The sequence below is a fragment of the Hathewaya limosa genome (assembly GCF_030815255.1).
Lineage (GTDB): Bacteria > Bacillota > Clostridia > Clostridiales > Clostridiaceae > Hathewaya > Hathewaya limosa.
The window spans coordinates 1-25,336 of the sequence record NZ_JAUSWN010000032.1 but is presented as its reverse complement, the minus strand read 5'-3'; the positions used below and the strand labels follow the sequence as shown (position 1 = coordinate 25,336).

The window sequence follows — 25,336 nt, the reverse complement described above, 5'->3', positions numbered from 1 at the left end:
TATTCTAGTAAATATTAATCTAGGAAATTAGTTATAAAAACTAAGCATAGTATAATTGTCAATAGAAATACTTTCTAAAAATTAAACACTAGTGAAAAAACATAACACTTTGTATGAAATAAATAATAGTTTATTTTGTACAAAGTGTTTTTTAGTATTAAATTAAAAATTTAGCATATAAATTAATATAGAATAAAATAAAAAAGGGGAGAGGAAGTTTGGGATATACATTAGGATGTTTAATGAGCATATTATTATGGAATTTTAATAGAGAAAACTTATATATATATATTCCTAAAAAAATTAGGGGAAACAAAGTGTTATCTTTAGACTTCATTTTGATTTATACTTTTTTTATTTTGGGTATAATGTTTCTATTAAGATTTATTTTACCTAAGGAGATGTATAATTTTTTAGTTGGATTTTTAGTAATAGATTTTAGTACTAAGGAAAAAGAAAATATAAATGTTTGTAGAGGAAAAAATTTAGAAGAGGGTATTTTTAATATTTCCGAGGCAGTTATATGTGGTTTTATAGCACCTTTATTTTATATTATGTTATTTGGAAATTTAGTTGGGATTTTATATCTACAGTTAAAAATACTTGGTAGCATTTATAATAATGAGATTTTAAATAGCATAATAAAGATATTGAATCTAGTTCCATCGATTATTGCTGAGTCACTTCTATTAATTATAAATATTCCTAAAATAAAAATTAAAGATAAAATTTTTAATGGAGAATACATCTCCAACTTATTTGTAAATCCACTATTAAATCTAGATATATTAGCCTCTAAAATATATGAATTTAACTTTTATTATTATACAAGAATAAAAAATACAACATATGTTAAAAGCTATGGAAGTACTAATTGTAAGGTAAAAAAAGATGCGATTAAGGAATATCAAAAGCATGCTTATTTATGTTGTCTTATATATTTTATATTTTTCTTATTTGTGTGTAAAATTTAAAAAAATAAAAAAGAGGAATCTCCTTTTAGAAAATTTCTATTTAGAGATAACCTCTTTTATTAAATTATTTTAATTCTTCTATTGCTTTTGTAATTGGAGGAATAACTTGTTTCTTTCTTGAAACAACTCCTGGAAGATAAGAAGAATTTTCAATTAAAGTAGTGTTAAATGCTTTATTGATTATATCTAATCCTTCTCCACAAGCAATGATTTCTGAACTAGTTTCGATTATATCAGTAGCAAGTAATACTAATACATAATATCCTTCTTCTTTAGTTTTTGACTCCATAAGATCTAAAAATTCAGGTTTTCTTTTCTTGAATCCTTCAAGATCCATTGTAGTAATTTGAGCTACACCTATTTTAAACTCTTTTAGAGTGAAAGTTTTAAAGTCTTGATTAAAGATTTCATCTGCAGTACGTCCTTCTAATGATGTACCAGCTTTAAACATTTCTTTTGCAAAAGTCTCAAGTTCAATATTAGCTATTTTAGCAAGACGTTCTAATACTTCTTTATCTACAGGTGTAGCAGTTGGTGATTTTAAAAGTAGTGTATCAGAAATTATAGCACCACAAAGAACACCAGCTATACTAGTAGAAGGAGTTAATCCTTTTTCAAAGAACATATTAGCAACGATTGTTGAAGTGCTTCCTAAAGGTTCATTTCTGAAGTATATAGGATTTGCAGTTTCTATATCAGCTATTCTATGGTGATCAATTATTTCTAATAATTCTCCATTTTCTAATTCAGGTATAGTTTGAGCTTTTTCGTTATGGTCAACTAATATGATTTTTTTATCCTTAGCTGATTCTATTAGTTTAGGTTCTTCCGCATGAAAGTAATCTAATATAAATTTAGTTTCATTAGAAATGTTTCCAAGTCTTGCTGGAACTACAGAAGTATCTCCTAATTGATTTTTTAGATTTGCATATGCAATAGCAGCGCAAATAGAATCTGAATCAGGATTTTTATGTCCTGTTACATAAATTATGTTTTCCATAGTGAATCTCCTTTGATATATGTAAAATTTTAGCTTAATAATTTAATTAAAGAAAAATTAGCCATCATAAAGTATATTGTAATGTTTAACTTCTATAAAGTAAAGTCTTGAACTAAAAAAATTATTTAATATTTGTTTTAAAGTTCATAAGCCTATAAGGTAATACATATAATTTAAAGAAATGATAATAAGTTTACACAATGAAAGGGGGAGGTACTGTTGTTAAAGCAAGATGATTACAGAGTAAAAAATGATAAAAAATGTGGTCTTACGGAAGATGAAGCAAAAAGACGTTTAAAAAAATATGGTCCTAATCTAATTGAGAAAAAACAAAAGATTTCACCATTAAAAATATTTTTAAGTCAATTTAATGATTTAATAACATGGGTTTTAATTGTAGCCACAATTATTTCAGGATTTATGGGGGACAAAGCTGATGCTATAACTATTATTATTATTGTAATAATGAATGCGATATTAGGGTTTATTCAGGAATATAAAACTGAAAAGTCTTTAGAAGCCTTAAAGGCTTTAGCATCTCCAACTGCTAAGGTTATAAGAAATGGTAATATAAAAGTTGTTAATGCAGAGACTTTAGTTCCAGGAGATTTAATTATTTTAGAAGCAGGAGATAGAGTACCAGGAGATGCTTGTTTAGTAGAGGCTACCAATGTCCTTATAGATGAATCCTTACTTACAGGAGAATCAGTAGGAGTTGAAAAAAACGTAAATAAAGGCAGTAATGACGTTTTTATGGGTACTACTATTTTAAGGGGACATGCGAAAGCTACTATTATGCTTACAGGTATGGATACAGAGATGGGGAAAATAGCTAATATGTTAGATAATATTACTGCAGAACGTTCGCCATTAAAAGAAAAGTTAAATTCTTTAGGAAAAGTTTTAGTTTTAATGTGTGCAATTATCTGTGTAGTAGTAACTGTATTAGGTATATTTAGAGGACAAGATCCAGGAGAAATGTTCTTGTTAGGAGTAAGTTTGGCAGTTGCAGCTATACCGGAAGGACTTGCCGCTATTGTAACAATAGCATTAGCTATTGGTGTTTCTAGAATGCTTAAGAGAAATGCATTGGTTAGAAAACTTCCTGCTGTAGAAACATTAGGATGCACATCTGTTATATGTAGTGATAAAACAGGTACTTTAACTCAAAACAATATGACCGTAAAGGAGATATATTTTAACGATAAAGTTTATACCCAAGGGTTTAACGAAAAAAATGAATTAAACTTGCTTAAGAAGGCTTTTACATATTGTAATGATTGTAATTACGATTTTAAAGAAAAAAGTCTTAAGAAAGCATTGTTTGGAGATCCAACAGAAACTGCATTAATTAAAGCATTTTTCAATAATACAGGAGAAATTAAAAAGTTCTTAGAAAATGGAAAGAGAATTTTTGATATACCGTTTGATTCTACTAGAAAGATGATGTCTGTAATATACAAAGAGGATAATAGGGAATTAGGTTATATTAAAGGAGCTCCAGAAAGACTTATAAAAAGATGTAGATATATTTTAATTAATGGAGAAAAGGTTCTATTTCAGGGTGTATATAAGCAAAGAGTTTTAGAACAAATAGAGAGTATGTCAAATAAAGCCTTAAGATGTATAGCTGCTGCATATAAAGATGGAAATTTACCTAAAAATTCTTCATTAGAGGATAACTTAGTTTTTCTAGGTGTAGCTGGTATAATAGATCCTCCTAGATTAGAAGCAAAGGATTCAGTTTTAAAATGTAGAATGGCTGGTATAAAGGTTGTTATGATAACAGGAGATCATAAAAATACAGCTTTTGCTATAGGAAAAGAGTTGGATATTTGTAAAAAAGAAGATGAGGTTATTACCGGTGAACAATTAGATAAACTTTCTGATAAGGAACTTAAAGAGAAGATACAACATTTAAGTATTTTTGCTCGTGTTAGTCCTGAACACAAACTTAGGATAGTAAGGGCATTTAAAGCTAAAGGACATATAGTTTCAATGACTGGTGATGGAGTGAATGATGCCCCAGCAGTTAAAGAGGCTGATATTGGAGTTTCTATGGGTATTTCAGGTACAGATGTTACGAAAGAAGCTTCTTCAATGATATTATTAGATGATGATTTTTCTACTATAGTATCTGCTATAGAAGAAGGAAGAGGTATTTATGCTAATATAAGAAAATTTATAAGATATCTTTTATCTTGTAATCTAGGAGAGGTTTTAACAGTTTTTCTATCTTCTATATTATATCTTCCAGCACCATTACTTCCTATTCAAATATTATTTGTAAATTTAGCTACAGACGGACTTCCAGCTATTGCATTAGGTGTAGACCCTGGTGATCCTGATATTATGTTAAATAAGCCTAGAAATAGAGAAGAAAGCATATTTGCTAGGGGACTAAAGGAAAAGATATTTATAAGAGGTATATTAATAGGAGTTTGTACTGTTCTATCTTTTATGGTAGGAAAATATTATGGAATGAATTTAAAGGTATGTAGAACTTTAGCTCTTTGTACTTTGATACTTTCTCAATTATTCCATGTATTTGAATGTCGTTCAGAGAAACATTCTGTATTTAAGATAAATCCATTTACCAATATATATTTATTATTAGCAGTTTCAGTATCAGTAATAATGCTTTTAGGTATATTATATGTTCCATTTTTCCAAGGAATATTCCACACAGTAGCCTTGAATTTAGCACAATGGACTATTGTACTTTTCTTCTCAGGAATAATGTTCATTATAAATAGTGTTGCATTGTATGTTGGCGAAAAATAGATATTTTATATGGATAAAAGTAAAGAATATTTTTTAGAATAAATATAGATATGTAAAAAAAAGGATAACCCTTAGGTTATCCTTTTTATCTAATCTTTTTATTTGGACGAACTCTTTGAACTTTAAGGTTTTCAGCACCTTCAACTGGAACAAGGAACTTTTTAGTAGTATTATTTCGTATATTTAAAATTTCTACGATTTCACGTGTATCTTTCTTACTTACATGAGATTTTAAACCTTGAACTATAAGAGAATGTCCTTGGAATATTGTCATGAAGTTAACTTGTTTAAACCAACGTCTCTTTTTATAAACACATTGAACAACATTTTTGCTATTTTCAGGTTTAATTAATATAATAGCTGTAAGTTTATGTATAATCCATAAAAAAGTTTTTTCTTCAACTTTAATTGAAAGAACTTTACCTTGAACTTGAGTTATTCTATCTTTATTTTTGTCAAAAAATACTTCAGCTGATTTCTGTCTAAAACTATCTTTAAATCCCATAAATTAAAACTCCTTTACTTTAAAAATTCCTTGATATTAATGTAAAATTCATAATAAAATGCTAAGAATATTATATATTAAGTTAAAACATATAACAAGGGCTAAGGCATACTTTATGAATATTATATGATACAATTTAGAAAAATATGATATAATTAGAGGTGTTTTATACTTTATAAACAAATGATAAATAAACTTTTTATTATTGGAGGAAGAAAAATGGATAAAAATACATTAAGCAAATTGATAGATCATACTTTATTAAAACCAGAAGCTGAGGCTTCTCAAATAGAACAATTATGTAGTGAAGCTTTAAAATATAATTTTGCTTCTGTTTGTGTAAATCCTTCATATGTATCTTTATGTAGTGAATTATTAAAAGGATCTAATGTAGATGTTTGTACTGTAATAGGTTTTCCTTTAGGTGCAACAACTACTAAAGTTAAGGTATTTGAATCTGAAGATGCTATAGCAAATGGTGCTACAGAAATAGATATGGTTATTAATGTGGGAAGATTAAAAGAAAAAGATTATGATTATGTAAAAAAAGATATAGAGGCTGTTGTAAATTGTGCTAAAAATAAAGCTTTAGTTAAGGTTATCATTGAAACTTGTCTTTTAACAGATGAAGAGAAGATAAAAGTGTGTGAACTTTCTAAGGAAGCAGGAGCTGATTTTGTTAAAACATCAACTGGTTTTTCAAAAGGTGGAGCAACGGAAAGTGATATTGCATTAATGAGAAAAACTGTTGGAGATGATATGGGAGTTAAAGCTTCAGGTGGAGTTCGAACTTTGGAAGATGCATTAAAAATGGTAGAAGCCGGTGCAAGTAGAATAGGTGCTTCAGCATCTATAAATATAGTAGAGGCCTTATAGTAAAAAAGAGAATTAACTTAAATTTTTATTAAGTTTAAGAGCATACATGAAAATGTATGCTTTTTCTTTTGTGTCCAAATTTATTTTATTGAATATTTATATATTATGAATGAAAGGAGGAGTTTTATGATACGACCATTAAGTTATGAAGAAATTGCATTTAAATTTGATATTGAAAATATAGATGTTAAAAATATGGATTCTCAAGTCTTTGTTGAATTTAGAAATATATATGAAAGTTTAAAAACTGCAATTAATATTGAAGAGGATAACTATAATATAGTTATTGCCGATAAATGTACTAAAGATAAAGTAGAAGACATTAAAATGCTTATAAAGGAAAACTGTAGTAAAAGAAAATTACATGATATTGTATATGTTACATGTGAAAGAGAAATGGAACCTGAAGTATTAGTTTTGAATGCTGGAAATGGAAATAAGCTTAAAAATTTTTTAGAACATATAGAGGATAAATACACAGAAATAATTCTTAAATTTTATAATTCTTTTGATGAAATAGATAAAGATACAGTCCTACAAAAGTATCTACAAGATAGAAAGAGTATATTAAATCAATTAATGGAGAGTTGTAAGGACAAAGGATTTGAAATTAATTATGGAGATGATGGATTTTCTTTTACACCTATTAAAGGCGAAGAAAAGATAACTGAAGAAGAATTTGATGAGATGGATTTAAATGAAAAAGAATGTATTTTAGAAAATCTGAAAAATGTTAAAGAGATTGCAAGAGAGGTCGCAAAACATTTAAAGAATAATGAAATGCAATATTTAAAAGAGATGAAGAAGATCTTTAAAAATTATATAAATGAAGCCTTTAAAGATATAAAAGTACAATTATTAAATACGTTTAAACAAGATACAGTGGCTATCAAATTTTTAGAAAAGGCAATAATTGAAACCAATACTACCATAGATGAAAGTTTTAATAAAGATTTTACAGAGGAACAGAAAAAAATATTAAAGTCCATATATAAATATAAAATATTTTTACTAACATCTAACGAAAAAGATGAAGTACCTATTGTATATGAGGAAGTACCAACTTATAAAAATATTTTTGGAAATGTAGAAATATCTCATGGTGATACAATAGGTGCTGAAAGTACATGTAATATACAGGTAGGAAGTTTATTAAAGGCCAATGATGGTTTTTTGATTTTAGATCTAAAAGAATTGCTTTCAGATAAATATGCTTATGCTAAATTAAAAAAAGTTTTAAAAGAAAAGAAATTTACTTTTGAAAATAATGGAGGTCTTATTAGTCTTTTAGCTTATGAAAGTTTTAAAGGAGAACCTATACCTATAAATGTTAAAATTGTTTTAATAGGAGGGTATAAGTACTTCCATTTACTATATAGTTATGATTCAGATTTTAAGGAACTATTTAAAATATATCTTCAAGGTGAACATTTAATTCCAATTGATTCAGAGGCTAAAGAAGCGCTTATTCAAAATATGCTGTATATGTGTAAAAAATATAAATGCAAGCCTCTAACTAATAAAGCTATAAAAGAGGTAGCTAGAATATTCTCAAAGGATAGTGAGAGAAGAGATAAATTATATTTTGATAATGATAAGTTAAAAGATATAATGATCTTTTCAAGTGCTTATGCTATAGATAAAGGGAAAAGAAGTATAGAACTTAATGATATAATGAATGTTTCTTATAAAGAGGAATTAATAGAAAAATATATTAGAGATGAATATAAAGATGGAGAAATATTATTAAATTTAAAGGATAGTAGAGTAGGAGAAGTAAATGCTCTTTCTGTAATTGATTTAAATCATACTAAATTTGGCAAACCAATGAGAATAACTTGTACCTGTTCTAGAGGAAATGGAAGAATTATTGATGCTCAGAAAGAAAGTAACTTAAGTGGAAAGATTCATAGTAAAACTTTAAGCATATTAAAAGGTTTTTTGAATTCATTTATGGGAGGGTATAATGATATTCCTGTAGATTTTAATATTAGTTTTGAACAAATTTATGGTGTAGTTGAAGGGGATAGTGCATCTGTTGCAGAGGCTATGGCCATTCTTTCAGCACTTTTAAAAGTTCCTATTAGACAGAATATTGCAGTTACAGGTTCTATAAATCAATTAGGAGAGGTACAACCAGTAGGTGGAATTAATGAAAAAATTGAGGGATTTTTTAAAACTTGTAAATGTGTAGATACAGTAAATAATAAAGGTGTATTAGTTCCTTTTAGGAATTTCAATAATATAGTCTTAAAGGAAGAAGTGGAATTAGAAATTGCTAGAGGAAATTTCTATATTTATGCTATGGATAATATATTTGATGCTATAGATGTTTTATTTGATGGAGTAAACTTTAGAAATAGAAATATTTTAGATGACATTCAAAAAGAACTTAGAAGATATACAGGAAAAAGAGATAGAAAATAAAAAAATCAGAGGTATTACTATGCCTCTGATTTTTTATATAATTAGTATATCTATGATTATACGTTAAATCTAAAGTTAACTACATCACCATCTTGCATGATGTATTCTTTACCTTCTAGTCTATAGCAGCCTTTTTCTTTTGCTGCAGCTTCAGAACCACATTCAACTAATTTATCAAAAGAAACTATTTCTGCTCTTATAAATCCTCTTTCGATATCAGAATGTATTTTTCCAGCAGCTTGAGGAGCTTTTGTATCTTTCTTTATAGTCCAAGCTCTAACTTCTTGTACTCCAGCTGTTAAGAAACTCATTAATCCTAGAAGAGAATAACTTGATTTTATTAATTTATCTAATCCAGATTCAGTTAATCCATATTCACTAAGCATTTCATTTTTTTCTTCATCAGGTAATGTTGATAATTCTTCTTCTAACTTAGCGCATACAACTATAACTTCAGAGTTTTCAGCTTTAGCATAATCTTTAACTTTTTTTACAAAGTCATTTTCTAAATTACCAGCAGCTAAATCATCTTCACAAATATTAGCAACATATAAAACTGGTTTTGAACTTAAAAGGAAAAGACTTTTAACAAAAACCATTTCATCCTCAGTAAATTCAATACTTCTAACAGGTTTATTGTTTTCTAGAGTTTCCTTAATCTTTTCTAATATTACCATTTGTTCTTTAGCTTCTTTATCACCTGAACGAGCAAGTTTAGCTGTTTTATCTATTCTTCTTTCTAAAACTTCTAAATCAGAGAATATAAGCTCTAAATTTATAGTTTCTATATCTCTTATAGGATCTACAGAACCTTCAACATGTACAATATTTTCATCATCAAAGCATCTAACAACATGTACAATAGATTCTACTTCACGAATATGTGATAAAAATTTATTTCCTAAACCTTCACCTTTACTAGCACCTCTTACAAGACCAGCTATATCATAAAATTCAATTGCTGTATGTACTTTTTTCTTAGAGTTATATATTTTTTGAAGTACGTCTAATCTTTCATCAGGAACACTAACAACACCTACGTTTGGATCTATAGTACAAAAAGGGTAATTTGCTGACTCAGCTCCAGCTTTTGTTATAGCATTAAATAATGTACTTTTTCCTACGTTTGGTAAACCAACAATTCCAAGTTTCATATATATTAACAATCCTTTCTTACACTATGTTTTTATATTTGTTTTTTCCAATATACCTTTATAAATTATACTCTAATAGGTATATTATTTCAAGAAAATAAGAATATAAGAAATGAAAGCAATATTATGCATTAATAAATATAAAATAGTAAAGAATAAGTTAAAAATTATGCAATTACGACTTTTATAGAAAATAAAGTATATAAATAGGTAAAAACAATTTTAAAATGTAAAAAAATCTCAAAAAAGTTTTAAAAAAACTTTTTTATAAAAAAAATTATTAAATGTTTCAATTTATGAAGGAATTTTATTATTTACATAGAATTATAATTATTGTGGTTGAAAGTGGAGGAATGTGGAGTAAAATAGTTAGTTGAGGTGAAGTTATGTTTATAGGGGAGTATAATCATGCTATTGATTCTAAAAATCGAATAATTATACCCTCTAAGTTTAGGGAAGACCTAGGAAATAGTTTTATCCTAACTAAAGGTTTAGATGGTTGCCTGTATGCTTATCCTAAAGAAGAATGGGCAATTTTTCAAGAAAAGTTAAAAGCACTTCCTTTAACTAGTAAAAATGCTAGAGCTTTCACTAGATTTTTCTTTTCAGGTGCTAACGAAGTTGAAATGGATAAACAAGGAAGAACTTTGATTCCTCAAAACCTAATTAAATATGGAAATATAACAAAGGAAATTGTTAGTATTGGTGTGGCTTCTAGAATAGAAATATGGAGTCTAGAAAAGTGGAATGAATACAATGAAGAAAATATAGATTTTAATGAAATAGCAGAAAATATGAGTGAATTAGGCATATTATAAAGGAGAAAAATATATGGAATTTAAACATGTATCAGTTTTACTAAATGAAACAGTAGAAGGATTAAACATAAAAGAAAGTGGAATTTACGTAGATGGAACTTTAGGTGGTGCTGGACATTCCAGTGAAGTACTGAAGAAGTTAGAAAGCAAAGGAAGATTAATAGGAATAGATCAGGATACGGAGGCTTTAAAAGCAGCTAGTAAAAGATTAGAACAATATAATAAATATAATAATGTAACTTTTGTACATAATAATTTTCACAATATAAAATTTATCTTAGAAGAACTGGAAATTAATGGAATAGATGGAATAATGATGGATCTAGGCGTTTCTTCTTATCAGTTAGACAACAAGGATAGAGGATTTAGTTATATGCAAGATGCTCCATTAGACATGAGAATGAACAGAGATAGTGATTTTTCAGCCTATGATGTAGTTAATTCTTACGAAGAAGAAAAACTTTGTAAAATTATAAAAGAATATGGGGAAGAAAAGTTTGCAAGAAAAATTGCTTTTAATATAGTTAAGCAAAGACAAGAAAAACCTGTAGAAACAACTCTTGAATTAGTAGAGATTATTAGAAAATCTATACCAGGAAAATTTCAAAGAGAAGGTGGGCATCCAGCTAAAAGAACTTTTCAAGCTATTCGAATAGAGGTAAATGGTGAATTAGAAATTCTAAATAAAACTATTGAAGATGCCGTAGATAAATTAAATGTCGGAGGAAGAATAGCAATAATAACATTCCATTCATTAGAAGATAGAATAGTTAAAAATAAATTTAGAGAATTAGAAAAACCATGTACTTGTCCTAGTTCTTTCCCAATTTGTGTTTGTGGAAAGAAATCTAAGGTTAAGGTAATTACACGAAAACCAATAGAACCTTCAGAAGAAGAAAGAGAATTTAATTCAAGAAGTAGAAGTGCAAAGCTTAGAATAGCGGAACGTATATAATAAATAGTTCTAAAGTTATGGGAGAGTGAATAAAGTGATAGTATCAGAAAAAGAAAATATATACATGGATAAAATGGTGGTCAATGGTACTCCTATACAAAAAGAAAAAAAGAAAAATAAAAAGAGTAAAATTTATAAGGAACTTAGTAACTTTAAAAAAGAAAATCACAAAAATATAAACGATAAAAAGAAAAACAAAAAAATTACCATGATGAAAAGTGTAATTGCTATTTTCTTAGTAGGCATGGTTATTATGGTTAGATATTCTATAATATATGCAAATCAAAAAAGTATAAGTAATATAAAAACGGAGATAAGTAAGACTAAGTATAAAAATGATGATCTTAGAATTTATCTAATGAAATTTAAGGATATTAAAAATGTAGATGATGTAGCAAGGAATAAATTTAAAATGGTAGAACCAAGTGTAAATAATACATATTATTATGATCTTGGAAAGGATAATTTTGAAGATAATAAAAATGTTAACAAAAGCGTAAGTAATTTAATAGAAAAAATAAAAAATATCCTTTTTTAATGGAGGTAAAATAAGTGGGCAGTAAATTTAAGGACAAGGTTACCATTAAAAGAAGAGGAACGTTCATTTTTTTGATTTTTTCTGCAGTTATACTAGGTCTAAGTTTAAGATTAGCATATTTAATGATTTTTCAAAGTCCGGACTTAAAAGAAAAAGCAGTAAATCAATGGACAAGCGAAGTTAAAATAGCTCCTAAAAGAGGGAAAATCTTAGATAGAAATGGACATGAATTAGCAGTAAGTGCTAATGTCTATAGACTAGATGTAGATTTAAATGCTTTAAGGTCAGACATTCATTCTAAAAATGAAAAGAATAAGAAAAAGGGTATGGAAGAAATAAAACTAGAATCCTTAATACCTGATCTTTCTAAGTTGTTAGATGTAGATGAAAAGACTTTGCATAAAAAAATAGTGGCACCTCTTCCAAATGGAAAACCTAAAGGATCGGCTATGCTTAAAAGAAGGATGGAAAGTGATGAAGCGGAGAAGGTTAAAGCATATCTTAAAGAAAAGAATTTTTATGGTTTTATAGTTTCTCCAGATACTAAAAGATATTATCCCAATAATAATTTTTTAGCACATGTATTAGGAAATACCAATGCAGATGGTGATGGATTAATGGGGGTAGAGCAAGTATATAATAAATACCTTTCAGGTATACCAGGAATTAAGATTTCTGAATTAGATAAAAATAGAGAAGATATGCCTTATGTAATATCTGATTACATAAAGCCAGTAGATGGCAAAAATGTTGTTTTAACTATTGATGAGAATATGCAATATTTTGCCGAAAAAGCTGCTGAACAAGCTTTAAAAGATAATAAGGCAAAGGCAGTAAGTATTATAATTGCTGATCCAAATAATGGTGAACTTTTAGCTATGGCTAATAAACCAGACTATAATCCTAATGAGCCTTATGATAATAATAGGTCTTTAGAAGAAAATCAAAGGATTTGGAGAAATAGAGCTGTTAGTGACACATTTGAGCCAGGATCTATATTTAAAGTTGTAACAGCTACTGCCGCTATGTCAGAAGGTAAAGTTAATAAAGATGATAAATTTGTATGTAATGGTAGTTCTACAATTGGAAAAAGAACTATTCACTGTTGGAAGAGAACAGGTCATGGTACTGAAAGTTTTGTAGACATTCTTAAAAATTCATGTAACGTTGGATTTATGGAATTAGGTAGAAGACTAGGACCAGACTTACTTACAAAATATATTAAAACATTTGGTTTTGGTAGTAAAACAGGAATTGATTTAAATGGAGAGGCTACAGGTATTGTTAAAGCAGCTAAAAATATTAGTGAAACAGACCTTGCAACTATTGCATTTGGTCAAACTAATACTGTTTCTTGTATGCAATATCTAACTGCATTTAATGCTATAGCAAATGGAGGAACTCTTATAACTCCTCATGTAATGAAAGAAATTACTCATTATGATGATGATAATAATTCAGTAGTAGATTTAGAATATAAAGATAAAAATGAAAGAAAAGTATTGAAAGAAGATGTTACAAGAGAACTTAGAGGATACTTAGAGAAGGTTGTATCTGAAGGTGGAGGTAAAAAAGCCTATATTCAAGGATATCATATTGGTGGTAAAACAGGAACAGCTCAAAAAATAGCTGAAGGGGGCAAAGGATATGCAAGTGGTAAATATATAGCATCATTTGCAGGAATGGCTCCAGCTGATAATCCACAAGTAACTATATTAGTTTCTATTGATGAACCAGATCCATCAAACTATTATGCAGGTCAAATATCTGCACCAGTTGGAAAACAAGTATTTAATGATATATTTAATTACCTTTCTTTTAAAGTAGATGCAACAGAAGAACAAAGGGCAAAAAGCTTATTAAAAGATGTTGTTATTCCAGAAGTAAGAGGAAAAGAAAAAGAGGAAGGATTAAAGATATTAAAAGAAGCTAATTTAAAAGTTAAAATCGAAGGTAAGGGAAAATATATTAATGATATTAATCCTAAGCCGGGATGTAGTGTAAAAGAGGGTACAGAAATAATTGTATATACATCAGATAGTAAAAAAGCCGACGATACTGTAGTAATTCCAAGTTTAAAAGGATATAATCCAGAACAGGCAAGTAAACTTTTACAAGGGTTAGGTATAAATCCACGATTTACTGGTGATGGTATGGTATCAACTCAAAGTATTGAGGAAGGTAAACGTGTTACTAAAGGAACGAACATAACCTTGAATTTAGAGATAATTGGAGACTAGCAAGAATTTTTAAAATGTGATATATTTTAAAATGTATTTTTATTCGGCAGAAGCTACTTATCTTCTGCCGATTTTTCAGTATAAACTTTTATTAAGGGAGATGCGGATATGAACTTGAAGAAGATTTTAAATAATGTAGAGTATGAGGTACTACAAGGATCTTTAGAAGTCAATGTTAATAAGATATGTTATGATAATAGAAAAATTCAAAAGGGTGACATGTTTGTTGCACTAGTTGGAACAAAGGTTGATGGTCATAACTTTATTAAAGATGCCATAGAAAAAGGGGCAGAAAGTATTATAGTTACTAAGGATATAGAATTGGAAAGTAAAGATGTAACTATAATTAAGGTTAAGGATGGCAGAAAAACCTTAGCTATATGTTCAGCAAATTATTATAACAATCCAAGCAATAATCTAAAAGTTATAGGTATTACAGGAACTAATGGTAAAACTACCTCTACATTTATGCTTAAAAGAATTTTAGAGGAACAAGGATATAAAGTAGGGTTAGTTGGAACTATTGCAAATTACATAGGAAATAAAAAATTACATTCAGATCACACTACTCCAGAATCATTAGAACTTCACAAATTATTTAGAGACATGGTAGATGAAGGCGTTCAATATTGTATAATGGAGGTTTCCTCACATTCTCTTGCATTAGATAGAGTTTATGGAGTAAGTTTTGAATATGGAATTTTTACTAATTTAACTCGTGATCACTTAGATTTTCATAAAACTTTTGAGGCTTATTTTGATGCTAAGTTTAAATTATTTGAAAATAGTAAGGTTGCCATAGTTAATATAGATGACACTTATGGTAAGGATGTAGTAGAAAGATTAAAAAATACTGATGTAAAAGTAATAACTTATGGATTTGAAGAGAAATGTACATTTAGGGCATTTGATGAAAAAATTCATGCAAGGGGTGTAGAATTTAAAGTTTCTCATAATGGTATAGAGGAAAGTTTATATTGTGCACTTCCAGGAAGATATAATATATCTAATTCTTTAAGTTCTATGGCTGTTGCATATAATGAAAATGTTTCAATGGAAAATATAAAAAATGCTTTAAAGGTTGTTGCAGTACCAGGAAGATGCGAAATTTTAACTCATAATAAAAATTTAGGTTTTGAAATAATAGTAGATTATGCACATACTCCAGATGGGCTTGATAATATATTAAAAACAGCAAGAGAATTTACAAAAGGTAGATTAATTAGTGTATTTGGCTGTGGAGGAGATAGAGATAAGACTAAAAGACCTATTATGGGTAAGGTCGGTACAGAAATCTCCGATATTGCTATAGTAACTTCCGATAATCCAAGAACAGAAGAACCTATGGCTATTATTAAAGATGTTTTAGAGGGTATAGAAAAAGATAATTATATGGTTGTTGAAAATAGAAGAGAAGCAATAAAAAAGGCTATAGAATTAGGAAAAAAAGATGATGTTATAGTTATTGCTGGTAAGGGGCATGAAGATTATCAAATTTTAAAAGAAGGTAAGATTCATTTTGATGAAAGAGAAGTTGTAGACGAAATATTAAAGGAGATGTTCTAAGGTGGAAAAGTTATCGCTTTTAGAAATAAAAGATGCAGTAAGTGGTGAAATAATTAAAGAGGGTCCTAAAGTAAATTTTCAAGTTATAAGTACAGATACAAGAACTATAGAAGAGGGTAGTTTATTTATTGCTTTAAAAGGTGAAAATTTTAATGGAAACCTTTATGTAAAAGATGCAGATAAAAAAGGGGCAGCGCTTTGCATTATAGATGAACTTCACTTAAATGAAAAGGAATTAGGTGATTTTAAAGGTGCTATTATAAAGGTTAAAGATACAAAAAGAGCTTTAATGGATTTAGCAACTTATTATAGAAATAAATTAAATATAAAAATAATAGGAATTACAGGTTCTACAGGTAAAACATCTACTAAGGATTTAACGGCAGCAGCTTTAAGTCATAAATATAAAGTGTTTAAAACAAAGGGTAATTTTAATAATGAAATAGGTCTTCCACTTATGATGTTATCTATAGATAGTTCTTATGATGTAGCTGTTTTAGAAATGGGAATGAGTAATTTTGGAGAAATTCATAACTTAGCATCCATAGCAAAACCAGATATAGCATTAATAACTAATATAGGTGTATCACATCTTGAAAATTTAAAAACAAGAGAAAATATTTTAAAAGCAAAAATGGAAATTACAGACTTCTTTTCTAAAGAAAATATTCTTATTGTTAATGGAGAAAATGATTTATTAAGTACATTAAATGATAATAAAGAATATAAAATTATAAAAATTGGAATAGATTTCAAAAAACATGAATTAAATTACATTGCAAGTGATATAATTAATAGTGAAAATAGTATAAAATTTAACTTAGGTGGTAATAATTTAAAACAAAAAGAGGAAATTGAATTAGGGGTTCCTGGAATGCATAATGTTTTAAATGGAGAATTAGCTATAGGAGCAGCATTAGAATTAGGAGTAACTTTTGATGAAATAAGAGAAGGCTTTAAAAATATAGAAAGCACATCTATGAGGTTAGAAGTAATAAACAGAGATGATATAAAAATAATAAATGATGCATATAATGCAAGTCCTGATTCTATGAGAGCGGCTATAGATTATATGAAAATATTAGATGGAACAAGAAAAATAGCAATTTTAGGTACAATGAAAGAACTAGGTGATAACTCCTATGAACTTCATAAAGAAGTTGCAGAGTATGCAAAAAATAATGGAATAGATATGCTATTGTGTGTAGGTGAATTTTCAAAGGCTTATGAAGAAGGTTTTGGAGAAAATATTAAAAGTTTTGAAGATAATGATAAACTTGCGGATTACTACAATAATATAAGATGCAAAGGTGATTTAGTTTTAGTTAAGGCATCAAGATCTATGAAGTTCGAAAATATTGTAAAGCATATTGATAATTTACATAACTAAAGTGAGGGATAAATATGAGTAGGATAATTTATTTTATATTAATTGCATTTTTTATAGCATTAATATTAGGTCCAATTTTTATACCAATACTAAAAAGATTAAAGTTTGGTCAAAACATTAGAGGAGAAGGACCTAAGAGTCACCAAAAGAAATCAGGTACTCCTACTATGGGAGGAGTAATTTTTATTTTAGCAACAGCTATTACATTACTTGTATTTGAAAGAAGCTATAATAGTGAAGCAATGGTTACATTAATCGCATTTATAGCATTTGGATTTGTAGGTTTTTTAGATGATTATTTAAAGATACGTCATAAGCATAATGAGGGATTAAATCCTAAACAAAAAATGGTGCTTTTACTATTAGTAGCAGGATTTTTATCTTATTACGGATATGCAAATATAGGAACAGATGTGTATATTCCTTTTATAAATAGAACCGTAGATTTTGGCGTTATGTATATACCATTTATGATAATTTTTTATGCAGCTACTACTAATGCAGTGAATTTAACAGATGGTTTAGATGGACTTGCTACATCTGTTAGTTTATTGATTATAACTTTTTTTGCACTTTTAGCATATGCATTAAATCATACCTCATTAGCTATTACAGGTGCTATAATAGCAGGTTCTCTTTTAGGTTTCTTAAGAAACAATGCATATCCTGCTAAAATATTTATGGGTGATACTGGATCATTAGCATTAGGCGGTGTTATAGCAGCCATGGCAATGTTATTAAAACAACCTTGGATAGTTGTAATAGTTGCAGGTGTTCCTCTTATGGAAGCTTTATCCGTAATAATCCAGGTAACATCTTATAAATTAACTAAGAAGAGAGTATTCAAAATGTCACCTATACATCACCATTTTGAATTAAGTGGATGGCACGAGACAAAAGTTGTTGTAGTGTTTTCTATAATAACAGTTATTTTATGTTTAATTGGTTTTTTAGCTTTATCCTTATAAATTTTTAAGGAGGTTTCAAAATGAATAAACCCAAAAGTAAAATGGGGCAAATAGACTTTGTAATGTTTATAACCATTATGATGTTAGTTACAGTAGGAGTTGTAATGGTTTATAGTGCTAGTTCTTACGTTGCATTTTTTTCTAAAAAGTATGGTTATGATTCTATGTTTTTCCTAAAGAAGCAATTGATGTGGTCTGTTATAGGAACCATATGTATGTTGTTTGCTATTAAGATGGATTATCACAAGTTTAAAAAAATTACATTTATAGGTGCTATAGCAACAATAATTCTTTTAATTATCGTTTTATTTTCACCAGCAGTAAATGGAGCTACTAGATGGATTAATTTAGGCTTTGCTACAATTCAACCGTCAGAAATTGCAAAATATATGGTAGTATTAATATTAGCAAAAAGTATAGATAGAAAAGGTGAAGAAATAAAGGGATTCTGGGGAGGAACTTTTTATCATATTTGTTTAGCTGGGGTCTTTTCAGGATTGGTTTTATTAGAACATAATCTAAGTATTGCTTCAGTTATTATAATAGTAAGTTTAGTTATGCTGTTTTGTTCTGGAGCTAAAAAAGCACATGTAAATGTTTTCTTATTACTGGGTATAGTTGCAGCAAGTTTTGCTACTATTTTAATGCCTTATAGATTAAAAAGACTTATAAGTTTTACAAATCCATGGGCTGATCCTTTAAAGGATGGTTATCAGTTAATACAATCTTTATTAGCTTTAGGGTCAGGTGGTATTTTTGGAGTAGGTTTAGGTCAATCAAGACAAAAATGTTTTTACATACCAGAACCACACAATGATTTTATATTCTCTGTTATAGGAGAAGAATTAGGATTAATAGGATGCTTGTTTATAATCATTTTATATTTAATTTTTTTATGGAGAGGTATTAGAGCAGCACTTAATGCAAAGGATACTTATGGTACAGCTTTGGCGATCGGAATAACATCTGTTGTAGCCGTTCAAGCAATCATTAACATTGCAGTTGTATCTGGATCTATGCCAGTTACAGGGGTTCCTCTTCCTTTCATAAGTTACGGAGGTTCTTCTTTAATATTTAATATGTTTGCTATGGGTATATTATTGAATATAACAAGACAATTAGAAGTAAAAAAGGTAAAATAATAATTAATAAATAAAAAAGTAAAGACGTACTTAAGTACGTCTTTACTTTTTTGTGAAGTTTAAAGAAAAAAAGTAATAAATAATTAAATCTTTAGTAGCATTTTTTTGATGAAATAAAATTTATTAAGTGATATTATATAATTATATGCAATTAAAAAAAATGTGTTTGGTGGTTAAATATGAAAAATAAAAGTAAGACTATAAACCTTTCGAAAACATTAGATAAAGGAAAGTATATTATAGAAAACAAAGATAAGTTACTTAAGAGAAGAAGAAGAAGAAGAAAACAAAAAAGAATAATTTTGATTACTATCTTATTAAGTACAATCTTAATTACTATGGCTGTAAAGTTACCTTATTTTAATATTACTTCAGTTAAAGTACAAGGAAATAAAAATGCATCTATTGATGAAATAAAAAAAGAAGCTAATAGTGTATTAAATCAAAACATTTTTTTATTTAGTGGAAAAGAAATAAAACAAAAGTTAATAGGTAATAAGTATATACATGATGTGAAAGTTAATAAAAAATTACCCAATAAAGTAACAATCAATATAGAAGAGAGAGAAGCAAGTTTTTATGTTAAACAAGAAAAGGAATATTTAATTACAGATGTTAAGGGAAATGTTTTAGAGAAAAGAAATAATATTAAGGGAATGTCTTTAGTAGAATTAGAGGGATTTAAAGAAATTGATATAAAAGATAATACTTTAATGTTTAAGTCCGATAGGCAAGAAAAGGTTTTACAAGCAATTCTTGATTTATTAAATAAAAACATGTCTAATATAAAAATAACAGCTATAAATTTAAATGATGTCTACAATATTGTAGTAAAATCTAAAAATATACAAATTATTTTAGGTAATGAATATAATTTACGTGAAAAATTAAATAAAGGTATTAATATTATAAATTTACATAAAATAAAAGATAAAAAAGGTTATATTGATGTAAGTTATGAAGGAAATCCAATAGTTTTTACAGAATAATGGAGGTAAGGAATATTTATGAAAAAAGTGTGGGGTAAAATTGCTATAGCTTTTGTTTTTGCAGTATTAGGATTTTTAATAACTTATCAACTTAAGATTAGTTATAAACAGACGAAAAATATAGATGTAACAAATGAAAATGCCGAAATAGTAAAAGAAAATGAAGTTTTAGAAAAACAAAAAAAAGAATATCAAAATAAACTAAATGAATTACAAAATAAAGTTAATGAGTATGAGAAAACTACAGTAGGAAAAAATAAGTATAGTAAAATGATGTTAGAGCAGTTAGACAGTTTAAAACAACAAAATGGTCTTGTAGATTTACAGGGAATAGGGTTGGTTATGTATATAACCCCTAAAAACTCTATATTTGCAAGCGACAATATGGAAAAACCTATTTCAGATGAAGCATTGCTTAAATTAGTAAATGAGTTTTATGCGGCAGAAGCAGAAGCTATTTCTATAAATGATATTAGAATTACATCCAGAACGGGAATAAGAGTAGCATCTAATGCGATTAGAATTAATAATGAAAAAATTCCTTTTGATAAACAAGTAGTTATTAAAGTAATAGGAAATCAAAAGGTGTTAGAAAGTGCCCTTAGTTTTCCAGGAAATATTCCAGATACACTATCAAGAAATTGTGATATAAAATGGGAATTAAAAAATGATGTAGTTATAAAGAAGGATACTACTCAAGAGTTAGAATTTAAATATGCAAGACCTACAAAAAAGGAGTAATGATAAAGTATGATAGCTTTTGTTGGATTATTAGTTGGTGTTTTAATTGGACTTGTGTGGCAAATAAACATTCCAATTAAATTTGCACCTTATATATCAGTTGCTATATTTGCATGTATTGACTCTGTTTTTGGTGGATTAAGAGCCAAAATGGAAAAAATGTTTAAACCAGATATTTTTATTTCAGGTTTTTTTGGAAATGCTATTATAGCGGTTATATTAGTTTATTTAGGGGATAAGTTAGGACTCCCTATTTATCTTGCAGCAGTCATTGTATTTGGAGGAAGAATTCTAAATAATTTTGCTAGTATTAGAAGAATTCTACTTAATAGAATAAATGGTAATAAAAATTAACATGCTTACCTTGAGAATGGTAATAGAAATCAAGAGGTGCTCATATGAAAAAAAATGAGGCTACAGTGTTTGTATTTATTGCATCGGTAATAATAGGAATATTAATTTCTATGAATCTTAGTTTTGGAGAAAAAAACAAGGTATTTTTGAATATAGAACAATTTAATGATGCTTATAATAAAAGAAATAAAATGTACAAAGAAATTTCAGGTTTAAAAGAGGAAATTTCTAAAATTGAAAAAAAATTGAATAAATATAATCTGGAAAGTAATGATATAACGGCGGTTAATAAAGAGATAGAAAAAGAAATACAAAAAAATAAGGAATATTTTGGATTAGGTGCTGTAGAGGGAGAAGGAATAAGAATTACGGTAAATGATGCAAAAGAAAGCGACTTTAATGAGTACTACATGATACTAAACTTAGTACATGATACGGATATTTGGTTTTTACTTAATGAATTAAGAGTTGCAGGGGCAGAAGCTATTGCAATAAATGGAAATAGGGTTGTAGGTGATACTTATAGTTATTGTTGGGGTACTTACATAAAAATAGGTGGAGTTAATACGGTAGCCCCTTTTTATATAGATGTTATAGGAAATCAAGTAGCTCTTAAGGATTATTTATCAAAGGAGAGTAATCACGTAAAAAATTTACAATTTAGAAAAATTAGAGTTAATATCGAAGAAGATAAGAATATAAAAATACCGGCTTATGAAGGTAAAGTGAAATTTGATTATGCAAAAGAAAAAAAATAAATATTAGTGAAAAAATTAAAGAAAAAAAAAGGGATTTTGAGGTAAATAGAGAATATAAACTTTAAGGAGTAAAAAGTATTAGTATTATTTTAGGAGGCACGAAGTTGGTTGTTAAGGAAAATTTAGAAAATATAAAGAAAAATATTCCCGAGAATGTTACCTTAATATGTGTTTCAAAGACTAAACCTGTAGAACTTATAAAAGAAGCTTATGACTTAGGGGAAAGAAACTTTGGGGAAAATAAAGTTCAAGAATTAGTTGAAAAATACGAAGAATTACCTAAAAATATAAAATGGCATTTAATTGGTAATTTGCAAAAAAACAAAGTAAAATATATAGTAGATAAAATACATTTACTCCATTCTTTAGACAATGTCGAATTATTACAGGAACTTGAAAAAAGATGTGCACAAAAACAATGTTTAGTAAATGCTTTAATTCAAGTAAATATAGGTAGAGAAGAATCAAAGCATGGAGTTTTAGAAGAAGATTTGGAAGAACTTTTAGATTACTGTAAAGAAGCTAAATATGTTCATATAAAAGGTCTTATGTTTATAATTCCGAAAGGCGATGAAGAGAACTGTAGACATTATTTTAAAAAATCCAAACAATTATTTTTAAAATTAAAAGATAAAAATATTAACAATGTTTCTATGGAAATTTTATCTATGGGTATGACCAATGATTATATGTGGGCAATAGAAGAAGGGTCAACTATGGTAAGAATAGGTCAAGGTATTTTCGGAAAAAGAATATATAAAAATTTATAAAATTATTAGGAGGTAAATAATATGTCAGCAAAGGTATTTAACAAAATTATGGATATGTTTTGTCTTGATGACGAAGTAGATGAAGTAGAAGAAGTATGTGATAAAGAAGATGAAGTAGCAGCAGAGGAAGAAGAATTTGAAAATCTTCCAAGAAGTTCTTCTTATAAAAGTAGCGCTAAGGTTGTAAATCTTCCAACAGCTAGTAATAGACCAAAAGTAGTAATTGCTAAGCCTTATGATTTTGATGAAGCTGCTACTATTTGTGATCACTTAAAGAATAATAGAATAGTGGTTATAAATACTAAAGCTTTAGAATTAAAAATAGGACAAAGATTATTAGATTTTATAGGTGGAGCTAGTTATGTATTAGGAGGTCAAATACAAGAAGTTGAAAAAGGTATATATTTATTAATGCCTTCTAATGTAGAAGTAAGTAATACATTAAAGTATGAACTACAAAATAAAGGAGTATTTAGCTTTATAAAATAAAGGAGAAACTGTATATGGGAATTCTAATACGCGGTATATATACTCTACTTTATATAATAGAAGTAAGTATAATTATAGATGCTCTTTTAAGTTGGGTTCCAATGAATGAGAATAAATTTACTTTTATTATAAGAGAAATAGCAAGCCCATTTTTATATTTAGGAAGAAAACTACAAGATAGGATATTACCTAATAGTCCTATAGATTTTTCTCCTATTGTAGGTCTTTTTACAATTGGAATAATTCGTATGCTTATTAGAGCAATTTTTTAGAGGACGCTATGAATAAGAAAGAATTTTTAAATGAATTTAATTATGGGGATAAAGAATTTTTAGGATCTATTTATGATAAATATATTCTTGCAACAAAAACGAATAAGAATATATTTGTAAATGAGTTTTTAAATCCTAGTATATGGAATAAGTTATATAAGTTATCTATAAACTCTCAAGTTAATATAGCATTTTGGAGTTCTTATGAAGAATGTGAAAGGAAACTTGTTATGTTCTATACAGAATATTTATATGACGAGTTTCCTGTAAATATACTTAGAATTAGGAACAAGTCAAATAAATTTGTAACGCTTAATCATAGAGATTATTTAGGGGCCTTAATGTCTTTAGGAATAAAAAGAGAAAAATTAGGTGATCTTGTGGTTAGAGAAAACATTTGCTATGTTCCAGTTTTACAAGAGGTTTCACAGTACATAATTTATAATTTAGATACTATTGGAAAAGCTTCCTGTGAAGTTGAAATTTTTTCAGAGGAAGATATAGAGTTTCCAAATCCTATATTTAAAGAACTAAATATTCTTACTACATCTATGAGATTAGATTGTGTAGTAAGTGCCTTAACCTGTGAATCTCGTAATGCAAGTTGTGAGATGATCCAAAAAGGAAAAGTTATTTTGAATTATGAGGAAGAAATAAAAAAGGACAGACTTGTAAAAGAAAATGATATTTTAAGTATTAGAGGATATGGAAAATTCAAAATAAAAAATCAATATGGAAGTACTCAAAAAGATAGATTAAAATTAAAGGGTTTAAAATTCATGTAATAAAAGGGAGGGTCAAAGCATGAGAATAACTTCTATGGATATCGATAGTAAGGAATTTAAAAAAGTTTTTAGAGGATATGATATAGATGAAGTAAACGATTTCTTAAATGAAATTGCAGATGATTATGAAGAATTGTATAAGGAAAACTCTACATTGAAAGAGAAACTTTCAGGTTATGAAGAAAAAGTAGAACATTATAGAAAAATAGAGGAAACAATTCAAAATACTTTAGTTTTGGCTCAGGGGGCAGCTGAACAAGCTAAAATTTCAGCTCAAAAAGAAGCAGATATCATTATTCAAAATGCTAATGATTCAGGACAAAGGATATTAGATAAGGCTAATAATGATGTGTTAAGAATTAATGATGAATATGAAAGAATAAAACAAGAATTTGAAAAGTTTAGAGCCGTATTTAGAAACTTTATGAATAGTCAAATGGATATGTTTCAACGTTTGGAAATGGACTTTGATGGAAATTATGATATAGGAAAAGGTTTACAAGAGTTAAAAATAGATGCCGTAGTAAGAAATCAAAGTGTACCAATTAAACAAGAACAGAAGATAGAGCAACTACAAGATGATACTAACGAGTTAGACAAAAAAACAATAAGTGTACAAGCTTCGTTAAATGATTTTATTTCAAGAAATAATATAGACATTTCAAAGATACAAAATACAACTTCAGAAGTAGAAATGTTAGTAGATAATAAGTAAAACTCACTTTAAAGTGAGTTTTACTTATTTGTGTGCGCCCAGCATGGGCGCAATCTATAGGGTGAAAGTCCCGAGCGCCGAAGGTGATATAGGCGTTAGCCAATGACAAGGGTGTCCATTGCGAGA

The 25,336-nt window shown here is 27.7% G+C and carries 24 protein-coding genes; 21 read left to right on the top strand and 3 right to left on the bottom strand.

The genetic code is table 11. The annotated features are described in order from the left end of the window. Nucleotides 1-218: 218 nt before the first annotated feature. Entirely contained in the window at nucleotides 219-974 is a 756-nt protein-coding gene (locus QOZ93_RS13130; protein ID WP_307357164.1) for a hypothetical protein, read from the top strand. A gap of 64 nt (nucleotides 975-1,038) precedes the next feature. Here the strand turns inward: QOZ93_RS13130 and QOZ93_RS13125 are convergent, their stop codons facing one another. Next, nucleotides 1,039-1,974 carry a manganese-dependent inorganic pyrophosphatase gene (locus tag QOZ93_RS13125; protein WP_307357162.1) on the bottom strand — a complete coding sequence of 312 codons (936 nt, stop codon included), beginning with the start codon at nucleotides 1,972-1,974 and terminating at the stop codon, nucleotides 1,039-1,041. 219 nt (nucleotides 1,975-2,193) lie between these two features. On the opposite strand from QOZ93_RS13125, the gene QOZ93_RS13120 reads away from it, so the two are divergent. Continuing rightward, on the top strand, nucleotides 2,194-4,758 hold the full coding sequence (locus QOZ93_RS13120; protein ID WP_111941768.1) for a calcium-translocating P-type ATPase, PMCA-type: 2,565 nt from the start codon (nucleotides 2,194-2,196) through the stop codon (nucleotides 4,756-4,758). Nucleotides 4,759-4,843: 85 nt separating this feature from the next. On the opposite strand, the gene QOZ93_RS13115 is transcribed toward QOZ93_RS13120, so the two are convergent. Further along, nucleotides 4,844-5,263, bottom strand: coding sequence for a hypothetical protein (locus tag QOZ93_RS13115; RefSeq protein WP_111941770.1), 420 nt, complete (start codon nucleotides 5,261-5,263; stop codon nucleotides 4,844-4,846). A gap of 219 nt (nucleotides 5,264-5,482) precedes the next feature. Here QOZ93_RS13115 and deoC point away from each other — a divergent pair, with 219 nt between their 5' ends. Then, entirely contained in the window at nucleotides 5,483-6,139 is a 657-nt protein-coding gene (deoC, locus tag QOZ93_RS13110) for a deoxyribose-phosphate aldolase (RefSeq protein ID WP_307357158.1), read from the top strand. A 126-nt stretch (nucleotides 6,140-6,265) separates the two neighbouring features. Next, nucleotides 6,266-8,566, top strand: a complete 2,301-nt coding sequence (locus tag QOZ93_RS13105) for an AAA family ATPase (RefSeq protein WP_307357156.1) — start codon at nucleotides 6,266-6,268, stop codon at nucleotides 8,564-8,566. A 56-nt stretch (nucleotides 8,567-8,622) separates the two neighbouring features. Here the strand turns inward: QOZ93_RS13105 and ychF are convergent, their stop codons facing one another. Further along, the gene (gene ychF / locus QOZ93_RS13100) at nucleotides 8,623-9,720 is read right to left on the bottom strand and encodes a redox-regulated ATPase YchF (RefSeq protein WP_307357154.1); all 1,098 of its coding nucleotides are present in this window, start codon (nucleotides 9,718-9,720) and stop codon (nucleotides 8,623-8,625) included. A 386-nt stretch (nucleotides 9,721-10,106) separates the two neighbouring features. Here ychF and mraZ point away from each other — a divergent pair, with 386 nt between their 5' ends. The 17 genes from mraZ to QOZ93_RS13015 all read left to right on the top strand — a co-directional run bounded on the left by mraZ (nucleotide 10,107) and on the right by QOZ93_RS13015 (nucleotide 25,210). Continuing rightward, complete coding sequence (mraZ, locus tag QOZ93_RS13095; RefSeq protein WP_307357151.1) at nucleotides 10,107-10,538, top strand: division/cell wall cluster transcriptional repressor MraZ; 432 nt, start codon at nucleotides 10,107-10,109, stop codon at nucleotides 10,536-10,538. A gap of 13 nt (nucleotides 10,539-10,551) precedes the next feature. After that, nucleotides 10,552-11,493, top strand: a complete 942-nt coding sequence (gene rsmH / locus QOZ93_RS13090; protein ID WP_307357148.1) for a 16S rRNA (cytosine(1402)-N(4))-methyltransferase RsmH — start codon at nucleotides 10,552-10,554, stop codon at nucleotides 11,491-11,493. Nucleotides 11,494-11,527: 34 nt separating this feature from the next. Next, complete coding sequence (locus QOZ93_RS13085; protein WP_307357145.1) at nucleotides 11,528-12,031, top strand: hypothetical protein; 504 nt, start codon at nucleotides 11,528-11,530, stop codon at nucleotides 12,029-12,031. A gap of 14 nt (nucleotides 12,032-12,045) precedes the next feature. Next, nucleotides 12,046-14,271, top strand: a complete 2,226-nt coding sequence (locus tag QOZ93_RS13080; protein ID WP_307357143.1) for a stage V sporulation protein D — start codon at nucleotides 12,046-12,048, stop codon at nucleotides 14,269-14,271. A gap of 108 nt (nucleotides 14,272-14,379) precedes the next feature. Further along, nucleotides 14,380-15,837, top strand: coding sequence for a UDP-N-acetylmuramoyl-L-alanyl-D-glutamate--2,6-diaminopimelate ligase (locus QOZ93_RS13075; RefSeq protein WP_307357140.1), 1,458 nt, complete (start codon nucleotides 14,380-14,382; stop codon nucleotides 15,835-15,837). Nucleotide 15,838: 1 nt separating this feature from the next. After that, nucleotides 15,839-17,227: a UDP-N-acetylmuramoyl-tripeptide--D-alanyl-D-alanine ligase gene (locus QOZ93_RS13070; RefSeq protein ID WP_307357137.1), complete on the top strand. Its 1,389-nt coding sequence runs from the start codon at nucleotides 15,839-15,841 to the stop codon at nucleotides 17,225-17,227. 14 nt (nucleotides 17,228-17,241) lie between these two features. Beyond that, nucleotides 17,242-18,195: a phospho-N-acetylmuramoyl-pentapeptide-transferase gene (mraY, locus tag QOZ93_RS13065; RefSeq protein WP_307357134.1), complete on the top strand. Its 954-nt coding sequence runs from the start codon at nucleotides 17,242-17,244 to the stop codon at nucleotides 18,193-18,195. A gap of 20 nt (nucleotides 18,196-18,215) precedes the next feature. Next, complete coding sequence (gene spoVE, locus QOZ93_RS13060) at nucleotides 18,216-19,337, top strand: stage V sporulation protein E (protein WP_111941792.1); 1,122 nt, start codon at nucleotides 18,216-18,218, stop codon at nucleotides 19,335-19,337. A 179-nt stretch (nucleotides 19,338-19,516) separates the two neighbouring features. Beyond that, nucleotides 19,517-20,326, top strand: coding sequence for a cell division protein FtsQ/DivIB (locus QOZ93_RS13055; RefSeq protein ID WP_307357131.1), 810 nt, complete (start codon nucleotides 19,517-19,519; stop codon nucleotides 20,324-20,326). An 18-nt stretch (nucleotides 20,327-20,344) separates the two neighbouring features. Further along, complete coding sequence (locus QOZ93_RS13050) at nucleotides 20,345-21,067, top strand: DUF881 domain-containing protein (RefSeq protein ID WP_111941796.1); 723 nt, start codon at nucleotides 20,345-20,347, stop codon at nucleotides 21,065-21,067. Nucleotides 21,068-21,076: 9 nt separating this feature from the next. Beyond that, a complete protein-coding gene (locus QOZ93_RS13045) occupies nucleotides 21,077-21,421 on the top strand; it encodes a small basic family protein (protein WP_111941798.1) in 345 nt (114 codons plus the stop codon). A gap of 44 nt (nucleotides 21,422-21,465) precedes the next feature. Beyond that, nucleotides 21,466-22,179, top strand: coding sequence for a DUF881 domain-containing protein (locus tag QOZ93_RS13040; RefSeq protein ID WP_307357127.1), 714 nt, complete (start codon nucleotides 21,466-21,468; stop codon nucleotides 22,177-22,179). 104 nt (nucleotides 22,180-22,283) lie between these two features. Further along, nucleotides 22,284-22,949 (top strand): YggS family pyridoxal phosphate-dependent enzyme, encoded by a 666-nt coding sequence (locus tag QOZ93_RS13035; RefSeq protein WP_307357125.1) that lies wholly within the window; start codon nucleotides 22,284-22,286, stop codon nucleotides 22,947-22,949. 21 nt (nucleotides 22,950-22,970) lie between these two features. Continuing rightward, nucleotides 22,971-23,438 (top strand): cell division protein SepF, encoded by a 468-nt coding sequence (locus tag QOZ93_RS13030; protein ID WP_307357123.1) that lies wholly within the window; start codon nucleotides 22,971-22,973, stop codon nucleotides 23,436-23,438. A gap of 14 nt (nucleotides 23,439-23,452) precedes the next feature. Beyond that, nucleotides 23,453-23,710 (top strand): YggT family protein, encoded by a 258-nt coding sequence (locus tag QOZ93_RS13025; RefSeq protein WP_111941806.1) that lies wholly within the window; start codon nucleotides 23,453-23,455, stop codon nucleotides 23,708-23,710. 8 nt (nucleotides 23,711-23,718) lie between these two features. Continuing rightward, on the top strand, nucleotides 23,719-24,495 hold the full coding sequence (locus QOZ93_RS13020; RefSeq protein WP_307357122.1) for a YlmH family RNA-binding protein: 777 nt from the start codon (nucleotides 23,719-23,721) through the stop codon (nucleotides 24,493-24,495). A 19-nt stretch (nucleotides 24,496-24,514) separates the two neighbouring features. Continuing rightward, on the top strand, nucleotides 24,515-25,210 hold the full coding sequence (locus tag QOZ93_RS13015; protein WP_307357118.1) for a DivIVA domain-containing protein: 696 nt from the start codon (nucleotides 24,515-24,517) through the stop codon (nucleotides 25,208-25,210). The last annotated feature ends 126 nt before the right edge of the window (nucleotides 25,211-25,336 follow it).

What these genes read in the sequence shown, in the direction of transcription:
- QOZ93_RS13125 (WP_307357162.1), bottom strand. Translation starts at nt 1,974, where the DNA reads ATGGAAAACATAATTTATGTAACAGGACATAAAAATCCTGATTCAGAT.
- QOZ93_RS13115 (WP_111941770.1), bottom strand. Translation starts at nt 5,263, where the DNA reads ATGGGATTTAAAGATAGTTTTAGACAGAAATCAGCTGAAGTATTTTTT.
- deoC (WP_307357158.1), top strand. Translation starts at nt 5,483, where the DNA reads ATGGATAAAAATACATTAAGCAAATTGATAGATCATACTTTATTAAAA.
- QOZ93_RS13105 (WP_307357156.1), top strand. Translation starts at nt 6,266, where the DNA reads ATGATACGACCATTAAGTTATGAAGAAATTGCATTTAAATTTGATATT.
- ychF (WP_307357154.1), bottom strand. Translation starts at nt 9,720, where the DNA reads ATGAAACTTGGAATTGTTGGTTTACCAAACGTAGGAAAAAGTACATTA.
- mraZ (WP_307357151.1), top strand. Translation starts at nt 10,107, where the DNA reads ATGTTTATAGGGGAGTATAATCATGCTATTGATTCTAAAAATCGAATA.
- rsmH (WP_307357148.1), top strand. Translation starts at nt 10,552, where the DNA reads ATGGAATTTAAACATGTATCAGTTTTACTAAATGAAACAGTAGAAGGA.
- QOZ93_RS13075 (WP_307357140.1), top strand. Translation starts at nt 14,380, where the DNA reads ATGAACTTGAAGAAGATTTTAAATAATGTAGAGTATGAGGTACTACAA.
- mraY (WP_307357134.1), top strand. Translation starts at nt 17,242, where the DNA reads ATGAGTAGGATAATTTATTTTATATTAATTGCATTTTTTATAGCATTA.
- spoVE (WP_111941792.1), top strand. Translation starts at nt 18,216, where the DNA reads ATGAATAAACCCAAAAGTAAAATGGGGCAAATAGACTTTGTAATGTTT.
- QOZ93_RS13055 (WP_307357131.1), top strand. Translation starts at nt 19,517, where the DNA reads ATGAAAAATAAAAGTAAGACTATAAACCTTTCGAAAACATTAGATAAA.
- QOZ93_RS13050 (WP_111941796.1), top strand. Translation starts at nt 20,345, where the DNA reads ATGAAAAAAGTGTGGGGTAAAATTGCTATAGCTTTTGTTTTTGCAGTA.
- QOZ93_RS13045 (WP_111941798.1), top strand. Translation starts at nt 21,077, where the DNA reads ATGATAGCTTTTGTTGGATTATTAGTTGGTGTTTTAATTGGACTTGTG.
- QOZ93_RS13040 (WP_307357127.1), top strand. Translation starts at nt 21,466, where the DNA reads ATGAAAAAAAATGAGGCTACAGTGTTTGTATTTATTGCATCGGTAATA.
- QOZ93_RS13030 (WP_307357123.1), top strand. Translation starts at nt 22,971, where the DNA reads ATGTCAGCAAAGGTATTTAACAAAATTATGGATATGTTTTGTCTTGAT.
- QOZ93_RS13025 (WP_111941806.1), top strand. Translation starts at nt 23,453, where the DNA reads ATGGGAATTCTAATACGCGGTATATATACTCTACTTTATATAATAGAA.
- QOZ93_RS13020 (WP_307357122.1), top strand. Translation starts at nt 23,719, where the DNA reads ATGAATAAGAAAGAATTTTTAAATGAATTTAATTATGGGGATAAAGAA.
- QOZ93_RS13015 (WP_307357118.1), top strand. Translation starts at nt 24,515, where the DNA reads ATGAGAATAACTTCTATGGATATCGATAGTAAGGAATTTAAAAAAGTT.